This is a genomic window from Ruegeria aquimaris (assembly GCF_025751555.1).
Lineage (GTDB): Bacteria > Pseudomonadota > Alphaproteobacteria > Rhodobacterales > Rhodobacteraceae > Ruegeria_B > Ruegeria_B aquimaris.
On sequence record NZ_JAOWLB010000018.1, the window covers coordinates 16,277 to 29,697 of the forward strand.

Annotated in this window: 15 protein-coding genes; 3 read left to right on the plus strand and 12 right to left on the minus strand. The window is 59.7% G+C overall.

Translation table 11 applies throughout. The features are described 5' to 3' along the window. The first annotated feature begins 6 nt into the window (after positions 1–6). Positions 7–1,527 carry a class I adenylate-forming enzyme family protein gene (locus tag OE747_RS19230; RefSeq protein ID WP_263830128.1) on the plus strand — a complete coding sequence of 507 codons (1,521 nt, stop codon included), beginning with the start codon at positions 7–9 and terminating at the stop codon, positions 1,525–1,527. 463 nt (positions 1,528–1,990) lie between these two features. Here OE747_RS19230 and OE747_RS19235 read toward each other — a convergent pair whose 3' ends face one another. Beyond that, on the minus strand, positions 1,991–2,695 hold the full coding sequence (locus tag OE747_RS19235) for a glutathione S-transferase family protein (protein WP_263830129.1): 705 nt from the start codon (positions 2,693–2,695) through the stop codon (positions 1,991–1,993). Further along, positions 2,692–3,126: a DoxX family protein gene (locus tag OE747_RS19240; protein WP_263830130.1), complete on the minus strand. Its 435-nt coding sequence runs from the start codon at positions 3,124–3,126 to the stop codon at positions 2,692–2,694. Before OE747_RS19240 ends, OE747_RS19235 begins: the two co-directional genes overlap by 4 nt. A gap of 98 nt (positions 3,127–3,224) precedes the next feature. Between OE747_RS19240 and OE747_RS19245 the strand changes: the two genes are divergently transcribed. Then, entirely contained in the window at positions 3,225–3,653 is a 429-nt protein-coding gene (locus OE747_RS19245; RefSeq protein WP_084658444.1) for a MarR family winged helix-turn-helix transcriptional regulator, read from the plus strand. Between the two features lie 87 nt (positions 3,654–3,740). Here the strand turns inward: OE747_RS19245 and OE747_RS19250 are convergent, their stop codons facing one another. The 6 genes from OE747_RS19250 to OE747_RS19275 all read right to left on the minus strand — a co-directional run bounded on the left by OE747_RS19250 (position 3,741) and on the right by OE747_RS19275 (position 9,395). Further along, positions 3,741–4,241 (minus strand): DNA-3-methyladenine glycosylase I, encoded by a 501-nt coding sequence (locus OE747_RS19250; RefSeq protein ID WP_263830188.1) that lies wholly within the window; start codon positions 4,239–4,241, stop codon positions 3,741–3,743. 305 nt (positions 4,242–4,546) lie between these two features. Next, positions 4,547–5,002, minus strand: a complete 456-nt coding sequence (locus OE747_RS19255) for a PaaI family thioesterase (protein ID WP_088652155.1) — start codon at positions 5,000–5,002, stop codon at positions 4,547–4,549. A 21-nt stretch (positions 5,003–5,023) separates the two neighbouring features. Continuing rightward, a complete protein-coding gene (locus tag OE747_RS19260) occupies positions 5,024–5,749 on the minus strand; it encodes an AraC family transcriptional regulator (protein WP_028288568.1) in 726 nt (241 codons plus the stop codon). Continuing rightward, positions 5,733–6,587 (minus strand): SDR family oxidoreductase, encoded by an 855-nt coding sequence (locus tag OE747_RS19265; protein ID WP_263830131.1) that lies wholly within the window; start codon positions 6,585–6,587, stop codon positions 5,733–5,735. Before OE747_RS19265 ends, OE747_RS19260 begins: the two co-directional genes overlap by 17 nt. Next, positions 6,584–8,521, minus strand: coding sequence for an AMP-binding protein (locus tag OE747_RS19270; RefSeq protein ID WP_263830132.1), 1,938 nt, complete (start codon positions 8,519–8,521; stop codon positions 6,584–6,586). Before OE747_RS19270 ends, OE747_RS19265 begins: the two co-directional genes overlap by 4 nt. 112 nt (positions 8,522–8,633) lie before the next feature. Next, the gene (locus OE747_RS19275) at positions 8,634–9,395 is read right to left on the minus strand and encodes a glucose 1-dehydrogenase (protein WP_263830133.1); all 762 of its coding nucleotides are present in this window, start codon (positions 9,393–9,395) and stop codon (positions 8,634–8,636) included. Between the two features lie 125 nt (positions 9,396–9,520). Between OE747_RS19275 and OE747_RS19280 the strand changes: the two genes are divergently transcribed. Further along, positions 9,521–10,885 (plus strand): TetR/AcrR family transcriptional regulator, encoded by a 1,365-nt coding sequence (locus OE747_RS19280; RefSeq protein WP_263830134.1) that lies wholly within the window; start codon positions 9,521–9,523, stop codon positions 10,883–10,885. Here OE747_RS19280 and OE747_RS19285 read toward each other — a convergent pair. Genes OE747_RS19285 through OE747_RS19300 form a run of 4 tightly spaced genes read right to left on the minus strand, consistent with a single transcriptional unit; the run spans position 10,867 to position 13,419 of the window. Continuing rightward, positions 10,867–11,268, minus strand: a complete 402-nt coding sequence (locus tag OE747_RS19285) for a PaaI family thioesterase (RefSeq protein ID WP_028093915.1) — start codon at positions 11,266–11,268, stop codon at positions 10,867–10,869. The two genes, OE747_RS19280 and OE747_RS19285, sit on opposite strands and share 19 nt — an antisense overlap. After that, complete coding sequence (locus OE747_RS19290; protein WP_263830135.1) at positions 11,268–11,750, minus strand: PaaI family thioesterase; 483 nt, start codon at positions 11,748–11,750, stop codon at positions 11,268–11,270. Before OE747_RS19290 ends, OE747_RS19285 begins: the two co-directional genes overlap by 1 nt. A gap of 12 nt (positions 11,751–11,762) precedes the next feature. Beyond that, complete coding sequence (locus tag OE747_RS19295; RefSeq protein ID WP_263830136.1) at positions 11,763–12,566, minus strand: enoyl-CoA hydratase-related protein; 804 nt, start codon at positions 12,564–12,566, stop codon at positions 11,763–11,765. Beyond that, a complete protein-coding gene (locus tag OE747_RS19300; RefSeq protein ID WP_263830137.1) occupies positions 12,559–13,419 on the minus strand; it encodes an SDR family NAD(P)-dependent oxidoreductase in 861 nt (286 codons plus the stop codon). Before OE747_RS19300 ends, OE747_RS19295 begins: the two co-directional genes overlap by 8 nt. Between the last annotated feature and the right edge of the window lie 2 nt (positions 13,420–13,421).

The window sequence follows — 13,421 nt, forward strand, 5'->3', positions numbered from 1 at the left end:
GCCGCCATGCTTCCCGAGGTCATGCGCGCGGGGCGCGCCGATCTGTATTCCATTTTTCGAACCCGCGCGCAGGATTGCGCCGAGGCCCTGGCCATCGAGGATGGCTGCAAGACACTGACCTATGCGGAATTGCTGGGACGCGTTGATCGGCTGGCCTCGGTCTTTTTGGCAAAGGGGGTTGCGCCCGGGGACAGGGTCGCGATCCTCTCGCACAACCGGTCAGAGTATCTGGAGGTCGAACTTGCCGCGGCGGGAATCGGCGCGATCGTCGCCTGTCTGAACTGGCGGCTTGCTCCCGATGAACTGCGACACTGCATAGATCTGGTCGCGCCGGTTCTCGCGGTCGTCGAACAGGATCTTTCAGAAGCTTACCGGGCCGCCGCGGCAACGCCCTGTCTGATTATCGGGCCGGATCTGGAAACGGCCATTGCCGGGGCCGGACCGGACCCGCGCATCGGAACCATGGTCGACGACCCCGAGGCTGGTCTGACGATCCTTTATACCTCGGGGACCACGGGCCTGCCCAAGGGGGCGCTCATCAGCCACCGCGCGCATATCACCCGATCCATGGCTTTTGCGGCGCAGCTGGCGCTGGACCCCGGCGACGGGTTTATCGCCTGGGCGCCGATGTTCCACATGGCGTCCACGGATCATGCGTTGGCGACGGTCCTGCGGGGCGGAACCGTGGTGATGGTTGACGGTTTGCAGCCTGCGGTCATCAACAAGGCTTTGTCGCGCCACCGGATCGGCTGGTTCGTGATGATGCCCGGTGCGCTGGACGCCTTTATCGCAGAACGGCGCGCCAACCCTTTGCCGCTGAAGGGGATCAAAGTTTGCGGCGCGATGGCCGATCTGGTGCCGCCGCATCAGATCGCGGAACTGACAGCCCTTCTCGACACGCCCTATCTGAATTCCTTCGGCGCAACTGAAACCGGCCTGCCGCCGGGCACCGCCGATCTGATTGCGCCGGGTGTGACTCCGGACCGGCTTTCCAAGCGCATAAGCGCATTTTGCGAGGTTCGGCTGGTCGATCCAGACGACCGCGAAGTGCCGGATGGAACGCCGGGCGAATTGGCCGTACGCGGCCCGACGCTGTTTTCAGGGTACTGGAACGCGAACGACTCCAATGCCCGCGATTTTCGCAACGGCTTTTTCCACATGGGCGACTTGTTCCGGCGCAATGCGGACCGCACCATCGACTTTGTGGACCGGGCGAAATACCTGATCAAGACCGGTGGCGAGAACGTCTATCCGGCGGAAATCGAACGTGTGCTTCTATCTCATCCCGGTGTGGTCGATGCCGCGGTAGTGCGGGCATTCGACGTGAAATGGGGGGAAAGCCCGGTGGCCTTTGTCGCCTGCAGCAAGGGCGGGCCGGATGCCGAGGCGCTGATGAATTTGTGCCGCGAAAACCTCGCTGGCTACAAACGGCCGCGCGAGTTTCTGTTCATCGCGTTCGAGGATTTTCCCAGATCGACCAGCGGAAAGGTCCAGCGGCATATCCTCGAAGCCCGGCTCGTAGATTAATTTTTGCTCCGACCCGATCGTCACCCCGCCACGCCCGTTCGCCCCACTAGCGATCTAAGCGTTCCTGTCATCGTTGCGACGAGCTTCTCATCCCCGCCCTTTGGAGTAGCCCCCTGAAAGTGGTCCACCAACCGGGATAGATTGACCCGCGATTGACGTGCTGCCCTCTGTCGGACCACACGGCTGGGGGTTTCCCGGGGGTTTGAGCTCAGGCGGATTCTTCGATCCCTGAGCCATTCATCAGCGCGATCGGTGGTTTGTTCCCGGTTGCGCTGTGGGGGCAGCAGGTCACCCGGCGCTTCGCACGGACGGGCATGGAATGCCGGCAAGTGCCGGTTGGGGCTGCTGCGGGCCTTCAAGGGAAAGTCGGCGACTATCCGATGTGCGGGACAGAGCGGGTATTCACCAAGCGAACTCAAACGTCCGGTTCTGCACTGCGGCCCGACAAAACGATATCAAGTGATCAGCGGTCAGCCGATTGCACCTGTGTAACAGTCTTCTTCGGCCCTCCTGTCTGCATGATCTGGGACAGGTAAGAATTGCGCCGTCTGATGAAGTCACGCAGAAGAGTCGGGTAGTCTTCACTGACGGCACTCTTCACAGAAACCCGACGCTCCAGTTCATATCGCCAGGCCCTTACACGGGCAAGCCCTGTGAAGACGCCAAACTCTCCGATGGCGTCAAAAACGTCGAAATAGCGGAAGACCGGGCCGAATACGACATCGACGAGGCTGAACTGGTGGCCGTCGAACCATGGTCCCTCCCCAAGCTCCGCGTCCAGCCGAAGGAACTTTGCGCGGAGCGCCGCGACTTTTGCTTCCAACGCTTTATCGTTCGGCGCCGAGTAGAACCCCGCAATGTCGTTCAAGACAGCAGATCCAAATTCAATCCAGGCACGGTGGCGGGCGCGATCGAGAACGTCGTGCGGATGAAGCGCGTGGGGTTGTGTATCCTCAAGATATTCGAGGATAACCGCAGATTCGAAAATCGGCGTCCCGTCCACAACCAGGACAGGCGTCTTGCCCAGCGGAGATATGGCAAGAAACCAGTCGGGCTTGTTCGAAAGATCGATGTGAGTTCTCTCGAACGTGACACCTTTCTCAGTGAGCGAGATCGCTGCGCGCTGCACATATGGGCAGAGCGCATGGCTAATGAGGTGGAGGCTCATGTTGTCTCTCCCTCCATCTGCACGTTGCCGGGCGCGAAGGAGGGGCTGAGGGCGAAACGGCCGTCGCCCAGAAGTCCTTGCACGACGGCAAGCAGCGTCAGATAGGCCGGGTATTCCCACCCGCCGTTCTCGTATCCGAACATCCAGCCGTTTCCTGAGTGAGCCCAGGTCGCTCCGGCCAAGATGGGCACGGTCGCCGACGCGACCCACCGAGCCTGTACGCCGAGGACCAAAAGGGCACCGGCAATCGCCTCGACTGCAAAGATCATATAGGCAAATGAGCCGGGCAGCCCGATCGAAACGAAGAACTGCGCCGTTCCGGGAAGTGTGAAAATGAAGAGCTTGAGAAACAGGCTGTGCGCCAGGAACATGATACCGAGTGCTATACGGAGCAGGAATATCCCAAATTCTGTGAGGTGCGATTGTGACATGATATGATCCCATATGTCGATGCATTTGCATCTATATATAACGCATCACATGCGACGTCAAGGTTGATGCACTTACATGTATATGATAGGTGCTGGATATGAACGAGATTGACCATGCTACTGAGGCCGCCTGGACAGCCCTCATGACTAAAAGCCGCGTTTTGCTTGAGGCTGTCGAATCGTCTCTGAAATCGGCAGGATACCCGCCACTTGCATGGTATGACGCGCTTCTCGAACTCGAGAAGGCAGGCCCGGACGGACTCCGTCCATTCGAACTCAAAGACCGGATTTTGTTACCCCAATACGGTACATCGCGGTTGCTGGACCGCATGGTGAAAGCAGGGCTGGTGGACCGACGGAACTGCTCGGAAGATGGGCGAGGTCAAAACATTTCTATCTCTGAAAAGGGTAAATCTGTCAGGAGGGCGATGTGGCCGATCTATGAACGGGTTCTGTCGGAAAGGATCGGCGCAAAGCTGAAACCCAAAGACGCCGCTCAATTGGCCACGCTACTCTCAAGGCTCTGAAGTCTCGGTCGACTGACGCGAAACCTGTCTGTGACTTTCCACGCTAAGTGGCCCTGATTTTTTTCACGTTAATTGGCCGACAGTTGCCTATGTCGGTGTGCGAAGGGTGTTTCGGGCTGTTCCGACGTCCTTTCGCATCCAACAGACTTCTGCGTGATCGTTGATAAATCCCATGGCCTGCATGAATGCATATACGGTGGTCGGTCCCACGAATTTGAAGCCAAGCTTTCGTAGATCTTTGGACAGGGTCTCGGACGCTGGTGATTTGGACCGCATTTGTGGCAGTGCGTCGTCCTTGGCAGGTTCATATAGCCAGATGAATGCAGCGAAGGAGCCTTCCTCTTGGACGACCTCGAAAGTACGGTGAGCGTTGTTGATCACGGCTTCGATCTTGCCTCGATAGCGAACAATTCCTTCATCGGCAAGTAGGCGCTCAATGTCGTTGTCGTCAAAGTTCGCAACTCCCCGAAAGTCGAACCCGGCGAAGGCAGCACGAAAGTTCTCGCGCTTGGCCAGAATGGTGCGCCAGCTCAGCCCTGACTGGAAACTCCGGCGTGACGGCAGCCCATCGGCACCGTGGGCGTCCATCCGTTCCAATTACGGTTGCAGCATCAGGCCGCTGCAGCATAAACTTGAACAGAAACCGAACCAGATCCTCCGTTACGATACAGTCTCAGCTCTCCGAAAAACCCTGACGACGGACAATCGGCGACCGCACTGCTAAAGGCTAACATTACCGCTTGGCAGGTCTGAACCTGCTGGCGGCGATCTGGATACCGCGCGCGCCTACGGGAAACGGTTGGCCGAGGTCGCGAGCCGCTGGAACAGCTGATCCAGCTGTCTGAATAATCGGCCCGGCCGCCCGGATCGGATGTGCTGCGGCCGGGTTGCGCTCAGTCCGCGACCCCCGCCCGCCCGATCAGCGCCATGAGCGTTCCGGTCATCGTTGCGACGAGCTTTTCATCCTGGCCCTTCACGGCATAGGCACGCGCCTCGCATATGGTCAGCGTCCTGCCTGGTTTCACCACGTCAGCGACGAAGCGAAACCGTGCGCCGTCCGCGGGATTGAGTAGGTTGATCTTGAATTCGGCCGTCAACACTGCCGCGTCCGCTGGCATCAGCGAAAAGGCCGCGTATCCGCAGGCGCTGTCCAGCGCTGTCGACACGATTCCGGCATGCAAAAACCCATGCTGCTGGGTCAGTGCAACCTGATGTGCCATTTCCAGAACGATGCGGCCGGGTAACAACTCGGCAATGCTGATCCCCAACGTGTTCATTGCCTTCTGGCGATCGAAACTGTTGCGCACGCGTGCGTCATAGTCGGGGTTTTTCGGTTTGAATTGTGTCATGGCGGGTCTTCCTCTTCGATTTCATTCGTCAATGACCAATCTTAGGCGGTCTTTGAGGCGCGTATCTTGTAGCGAAAGGTCAAAACGACGCGGAATAGACAGAGCGCGCAACGCGCCGGGCGGTTTGCCGGCGAAGATCCGGCAAGCGGCGGACAAGTGAGATTGATCGTAATATCCGGCGTCCAGCGCCAGATCGCTCAGCGGCAGGGTCTTTGACGCAAGCTGCCCGAGAGCCCGGCGAAAGCGTCGCAAGGTCGCAAGCCGCCGCCGCGACACGCCGGTTTCCGCCCGCACCTTTCGACGTTTGGTCCGGTCGCTGTAAGCTCCGGGTGGTGCGGCAAAGCGCAGGTCTCTCGCAAGGCCGTCAAGCACCGCGATGAGCGCAGGCAGGTCATCGTCCCCGGTCTGAACCCGGGCCAGTTCGGAGGCCAGCATGTCCAGCCCTTTGGAGTCGGGAAATCGCTGCGGTCGTGACGACAGTCGCAGCCCGGCCACGACACCCTGGAATGGCCTTGGGCGGGGTGAAAAATAGGGGCGCGGTTCTGCCAGCGATACGCGCCCGCCGCCGCTGTCGTCGCGCGTTACCGAAAGGGTAAAGAGGTCGGTTGCGAACCGCCCGCGTCCACCACCGCTCAGCACACCGGTATCGCGGAACACGAACAAATGGTCGATCTGTTTGGCCGCTTCCTCAGGCGGCGCCAGTTCGAGATAAAGCGGCGCCGCCATCAGGTTACTTGACGAAAGCATCCCGGTTCTCGGCGACGAAATCGGCAAACCGGCGCGCCGGGCGTCCCAGCACGTCGCTGACCGTAGTTTCTATGCCAGCAAGATAGCCCTTAGGCGCGATGGAGGCCAGTTCGACCATGGCCCCGGCGACCTCGTCCTGCATTCCGCCTGCGATCATACCCGCCTTGGCATCCTCGGCCGACAGGGGTGCGCAGGTGACAGTCCGACCTGTCACCTCGAACAGAAGCGCCGCGATATCCTCTCCGACAAGAGCTTCGGGTCCGGTCAGACCAAGACCCTTGCCTTCGTACCCCGGAGCGGTCAGCGCCTCGGCGGCGACATCCGCGATGTCGCGGGCGTCGATCCAGGCCACAGGGCCGCCCAGATCGTCGTAATAGACCCCATCTTTTGCAATATTGCCGGCCTGCCAGAGCAGGTTCTGCATGAAATAGGTCGGCTGGACGAAGGTCCAGTCAAGGCCGCTTTGCTTCAGCAGTTCCTGGGTTTCGGAATGCCATTTCCCAAATGTCAGCCCCGCCTTGGGCGAGGCGCCAAGCCCGGTGGCCACGACAACATGGCGCACCCCCGCGGTCTTGGCCGCCGCGATCACATTCGCCTTCCACTGACGCATGTCCAGATGGGCAGGCGTGACCAGGTATATCTTTTCTGCCCCGTCACAGGCCCGCGCCAGCGCGGCAGGGTCCGTGAAATTCGCAACGACCGCCTCGCATCCTTTGGCTTTTAGCGCATCGAGCCTGGAAGGGTCGCTGGTGACAGCACGCACGGTCGCGCCTTTTGCCATAAGCGTATCGACAAGAGGGGCGCCGGTGGTGCCCGTGGCTCCGAAAACAGTGATCATGGCTTTTCCTTTTGCAGGTCTGCGATGGGTTGAATGGTTTCCGGGTTGCTGATCGACGACAGATCGCCCGGATCTTCGCCCAGAAAGGCCGCGCGCACGATCCGGCGCATGGTTTTCATGCTGCGGGTCTTGGGCAGGGCCTCGACAAAGTGGATCTCGCGCGGGCGGAAGGGTTTCGAGACGATCTCTCCGACCCGATCCTTGAGCCGCTCCACAAGCTCTGCGTCAGGCGTGACGCCCTGGGCTGCCACACAGACGCAGACGACGGCCACGCCTTTGATATCGTCGGGTGCGGCGATGGCAGCGGCGTCCACCACCTCTCCGGTTTCGGTCAGGGCCGCCTCAATCTCGGGCGGGCCGATGCGTTTGCCGGCGATGTTCAGTGTGTCGTCGGACCGGCCCAGGATATACCATGTCCCGTCCGGATCGCAGCGCACCCAGTCGCCGTGCCGCCAGAGGCCGGGGAAAGTGGACCAATAGGTTTCAAGATAGCGATCGCGGTCCCCCCAGATGGCCGGGGTCAGACCCAGTGGCGGTTGAGTCACGACCAGTTCGCCGACCTCGCCCGGCGCGGCTTCGCTGCCGTCCTGGCGCAGCACCTTGGCGCCGACACCCAAGGCCTGGGCCGAAAATCCGCCGGGCTTGATTTCATGCAGCACGGTCGAGGTCAGGATCGCGCCAAAAAGCTCGGTCCCGCCCGAGATGTTCAGCGGCACCGCGCGGCGGCGGCAGATATGATCGAGCTGCCAGAGCCAGGCGTCGTCGGTCCAGGGTTCACCGGTCGAGGCGACAATGCGCAGGGGCGACAGGTCGTAGCCCGACAAAGGTTCAGTATCCTGCGTCATGAACTGCCGGACCAGAGTCGGGGCCACGCCAAGATGCGTGACCTCCATTTCGGATGCAAGGCGCAGAAGTCTGAAGGGATCGCCGGGCATTGAAGGTGCGCCTTCGGCCAGCACCAGCGTCGAACCGGACAAGAGCACCGACAACAGCGTGAGCGGCCCCATAACCCACCCCATGTCGGTCATCCAGAGGTGCCGGTCGTCCCGTTTCATGTCGAGACAAAGCAGGAAATCGGCGGTGGCCTTGGCCTGTACCCCCAGATGGGTATGCACCACCCCCTTGGGCCGCCCGGTGGTGCCCGATGTATAGGCGATCAGAAAGGTGTCGTCGGCACTGACGGGAACGGCGGCAAACTCCGGACTGGCGCGGCCCACGGTTTCGGTCCAGTCCAGATCGCGGGCCGGATCGGCCACCGCACCGCCGAACCGTCGCAGGCTGATCACGGTATGAACCGATGGCACGTCGGTCAAAGCCTGGGCAAGGGTCGCTTCCATCCAGACCGGCTTGCCTCGCCGGGGTGTGGCATCCGCCGTCAACACCGCCACGGCATCCGCGTCGTTCAGACGCGATACGATGGCATGGGGCGCAAAACCGGAAAACAGCGGCACCGCAACCGCGCCCAGCCGGGCAATACCCAGAAGCGCGGCCTCGATTTCGGGGATCATCGGCATATAGATGCCCACCGCCTGACCGGGCCTTACACCGCGCGCGGCAAGGGCCGAGGCGACGCGGGAGGCTTCGGCGGTAAGGTCGGAATAGGTCCAGCGACGGCGGCTTCCGTCTTCGCCGACCCAGTCGATTGCGACCTTGTCGCCCAAGCCATCGGCAATTCGGGCGTCAAGACAGGTTTCCGTCAGATTCAAAGTACTCCCGACGGCCCACCGGATCGATTCGGGCCCTTCGGAGATATCTCGCAACCGGCTGTAGGGCCGCGCGAACCGTATCCCGGCATGGTCAATGATCTGGCCCCAGAACCAGTCTGGGTCTTCATTCGAACGGCGGACGAGATCCTCGTAACTGTCAATGCCGCAGCCCCTCAGAAATGCGGTCAGCGTGCTTGTCCGCTGGATGTCAGAGCCTGGCTGAAACATTCGCAACCTTTGTAGAATGAAAAGGGCCGCACATAAGGCGCGGCCAGTCGGGGAGGTAACTCTTGGCACGGTTTGGCAGCAGCGCCTTGAGTCCGGCGCTGCCGCCAGCGTTTTAACCGTGCATGGACAGGCCGCCCGAAACCGAAATCACCTGGCCGGTAATGAACCCTGCGTCGTCCGACGACAGGAAGCAGATGATGCCAGGGTAATCCGTCGGCTGCGCAAGACGCTTCATCGGAATCGCCCGCTTGAGACCTTCGGCGATCTTTTGACCGGCCTCGCCTTCGGCAACCTGAGCGAACAGAGGCGTATCGGTCGGGCCGGGGGCGACCGCATTCAATTGAATACCTTTACGCGCCAGTTCGCGCGCTACGGTTTTGGTGAACGAGATGATGCCACCCTTGCAGGCAGAATACACGGCTTCGCCGGATGATCCGACGCGTCCGGCGTCGGACGCGATGTTGACCACACGGCCGCCGCCGTTCTTGACCATGCCCGGAAGCACCGCGTGATGCATATTCAGCGGACCGTAAAGATTGATGTCGATGACCTTCTTCCAAAGGTCGGGATCGGTGTCGAGGAACGGTTTGATCACGTCCCAGCCCGCGTTGTTCACCAGCACATCAATCGGTCCGCCGGATTCGAACTCGGCAACGGCGCTGTCGACCTGGGCACGATCGGAAATATCCACCTGAAATGCCGTCGCTTTTCCGCCGGATTCAGTGATTAGTTTGGCGGTTTCATCCGCTCCGGCTTTGTTCAGATCGAAAACGGCGACTTCGGCACCCTCCGCGCCGAACCGTTCGCAAACCGCTCGGCCAATGCCGCTCCCACCGCCGGTCACAACGACCCGTTTTCCACTCAACCCTCGCATGTGGAGGTCCTCCTCTTCCGTTGCACCTTGAAAAGAGCTTGATTCGACACTCTCTCCGATGCATTCTAACAGTTGTTAGATTTATTGCAATGGACAGCCTCATCTACGACAAGTATCGATAATGGATGGCACGACAGATTGAAGATACCAGGATAGTGAATGACGATCTAAGCAAGTCGGAGAGGACCCGCGAAGCCATACTCGCTGCGGCCGCGCGACTTTTTCGGTATGAAGGCTATCACGCAACGACTATGCGCGACATCGCGCAGGAAGCTGGCATTGAGGCCGGCAGCATTTATTATCATTTTCAATCCAAGGACCAGATTCTGAGCGAAGTTCTCGATTTTGGCGTCCGTCAACTATATGAGGCGGTCAGTGAAATCGTTCGGTCGGCACCGACAAGTTCGGAGGATTTTCGCAAGACTTTCGGACTGCTGATTGAAACACACCTTACCTACCTATTGACCGACAGCGACTTTACGTCAGCCAATATTCGGAACTATCCGATGTTGTCGGACGAAACACGCGCCCCGCATCGCGAATTGCGTGCATCATATGCGGGTGTCTGGGGCAAATTCCTGAATGACGCCAAACGCGCCGGCCACCTTCGAAGCGACATATCCACTGCTGTGATCCGCCAGTTCATCCTAAGTGCCATGAACTGGACCGTAGAATGGTACGATGTCGACAAGTATCCGGTGCGCATCCTCGCGGAACGAATGAGTAAGCTGATACTTGACGGAATGTGTCCACATCGCAAGGCGGATACCGAAGGCTTGAAGCTGTGCCCCGCCACTCCCGCCAAAACCCCGGATCCCGACAGCAAGGCGGCTAAGACCCGTGCAGAAATTCTAAAGGCCGCAGCGCGCTTTCTGAGGGACAATGGCTACAAGGCGACCACGCTGAGAAAGATCGCGGAAGAAGCGGACATGAAAGCGGGCAGCGTCTATTACCATTTCAACTCCAAAGAAGCGATCGTTGACGAAGTTCTAAACGCCGGACTGAGGGACTTGCTATCAGGTGTCGAAGCCGCCGTTCGGAAATTCGATGCCCCGTACGATCATCACGCCAAGATCGCGACTGCAATCTGGGCGCACCTGGATTTCCTCTTCAAGGCAAGCGAATTCACCTCGGCGAATATCAGAAGCTATGGAATGCTCCCCAATCATTTCAGGGAGAGGCACAGGGGTATTCGCCATGAGTATGGAAAACTCTGGGATCGGATACTCCTTGAAGCTCAGGACGACGGTGCCATACGGTCGGATATCAAGATCGTCCCCTTGCGCCAGGTGATGTTGGGTGCCTTAAACTGGACGGTGGAATGGTTCGACCCGAACAAGGCAGGAGTGGAAGGATATCTATCACTGCCTGAATTCTCCAGCATGCTCATCAATCTGTTACTGGAAGGCATTTGTAACCGGGAAGCGGCCCCGTCCACAGGACAAGGTAGCCCTGAAAGCGGTTGCCCCGGTCAGACCAGAAGGAAGTGATACAGCCCTTCGGCAACCGCCTTTTCCCGATCCGTCTGCCAGCTGAGCACGCTGACGCTTGCCATCCGCTTGCCTTTGCGCGTGACGTTAGCGCGCGCAAAAAGCGGTCCCTTCACACCGGGTCTGAGGTAATCGACGGTCAGGTTGATCGGCTTGGCCGGAACGTCGGCGAAATCGGGCTGTACCGCGATGGCGGCAGTGGCCTCCATAAAACTCGCGATTATGCCGCCATGGTAGTACTCCATGATCGGGTTACCGATATGGCGGTCATCAAAGGTCATTTCCGCCTCAGCATGGAGACTGTCTAGACTTCTGACCTCAAAGTTGAGAAATCGGAAGAACGGCACCCGGGATACATTGGCATTGACAGTTTGCACGTCCATCACGAGGTTTTTCCTTTTGTCATTGCGTCAAACAGGCTGGTTTCGCCGCGCGTCAATGCAAACGAGGCGGTTCCCCTGGCTATTTCAGCATCCTCATGGCCCGCGAACCAGACGCTGCCGGAATTGAAGGCGATGTGGCGGGTCTTGCGAAAACAATGCGCTTGAACGATGACATCCGCGCGCGAACGGGCCGGGCGCAGGTAATCAACTCTGAGGTCAAGAGTGGCCATGGTACTGACGCCTTCGATGGCAACAAAGTTCGCCAGTCCAAAGACACTGTCCAGAAGTGCCGTCAGGATACCACCGTGGAGCATCGATTGTTCCGCATCGACGCAAAAGTCCGGATTGAACGGCATCCGAACCCGAACACTTTCGGTCGAGACCTCTTCGATCTCAAGCGCCATATGCGTTATCAGACCCTTGCCGCGCGCATTCCACATCTGCGCGATTTGCTCCATCTTCTTTTGGGTGATGTCTGACATGCGATCTTTCCTTTAACGCCCCGTGAAATTGGGTTTTCGTTTTTCGACGAACGCAGCAACCGCCTCGTGGTGGTCTTCGGTCTGATGCATGAGCGCCTGATAGGCCGCCGCGGAATTCAGGAAATCCGGCAGGTCCATCCGTTCGGCATTGCGCATCAGACGCTTGGCGACCCGCACCGCGCGCGGCGGTTTCGCGGCGATGACAGCGGCCCGTTCGCGGGCCCGTTCCATCAATTTTTCATGAGGCACAAGTTCAAGCACCATACCAAGCTCCAGCGCTTCCTTGGCCTCGACCATGCGCCCTGAGAAGGTCAGATCGGCGGCCTTCTGGTGGCCCAGACGACGCAACAGGAACCAGCTGCCCGCATCGCCCGGAATGATTCCGAGATTCAGAAACACCTCGCCGAACCTTGCTTTTTCCGACGCGATGCGCATGTCGCACATCATGGTCAGGTCGCACCCCGCGCCTACCGCCGGGCCGTTGACTGCGGCGATGGTCGGAATATCCATGTTGTAGAGCGCAAGCGGCAGCCGCTGGACCCCATCAACATAGCTCTGCGCCGCCGCCAGCGGCTCCTTGCGGAACACGCTGTCGGGATCGTTCATTTCCTTGATGTCGCCGCCCGCACAAAAGGCCGGGTCGGCGCCGGTCAGGATCATCACGCTGACCTGAGGATCGGCCTGCACCTTGGCGAAGGTCTCAAGAAGGGCAGCGATCATGTCGTTTCCGGTGACCGGGTTGCGCCGCTCGGGATCGTTCAGCGTAACCGTGGCGATCCTGTTGGAAATTTCCAGAAGGACTGGGTTTTTACTCATTCTTGCCATCTCCCCGTTCGCGTTTCTCGAACATCGCGGGGTTGATCATGTCCCGCGCGTCATGACCCATATGCAAGGTCTCACCGCCGTCTACATAAATGTCTTCTCCGGTGATGAAACCGCCAAGTTTCGAGGCCAGGAAAATGATCGTGCCTGCGATGTCCTCGGCCGCCCCCATCCGGTTTAGCACCGAGCGGTTCAGCTTTTTCCACAGTTCCGGGGGAATCGGATAGCGGCCAAGCGCATCGGTCTTGATCGTGCCCGGCGCGACACAGTTCAGCCGGATGCCGTACTCGCCCCATTCGGCGGCCAGCGTTTTCATCATGCCCGTCACACCGGCGCGGGCGGCGACGGTGTGTGTAAAGCCGGTAAGCGCGGTGCGCGCCGAGATGGCGGTGACAAACACAACCGATCCACCATTGTCGTACATGAAGTGATCCGCCGCTGCCCGGGTCATTTGCCAAGATCCGATCAGGTTGTTTCGGATCACGGCTTCGAAGCCCTTGTTGGTGATATCGCGGGCGGCCGCGATATACTGACCGCCGGCATTGTTCACCAAAACATCCAACTGCCCATAGTGGTCCTTGATCCGCCCCATCGCAGTTTCGATACTGTCTTCGTCGCGGGTGTCTCCGGGCACGACAAAGGCCTCGCCCCCCGCCGCCCGGATCATTTCGGCGGTCTCTTCCAGCGGCTCTTCGCGGCGCGCGAACAGCGCAAGCCTGGCCCCGCAAGCGGCCATTTCGATCGCCGTCGCCCGGCCCATTCCAGATCCGGATCCGGATCCCGTAACCAGGGCAACCTGGCCCGCCATGAGATCCGACGCGTAACGCCTTGATTTCGCTTCGCTCATGT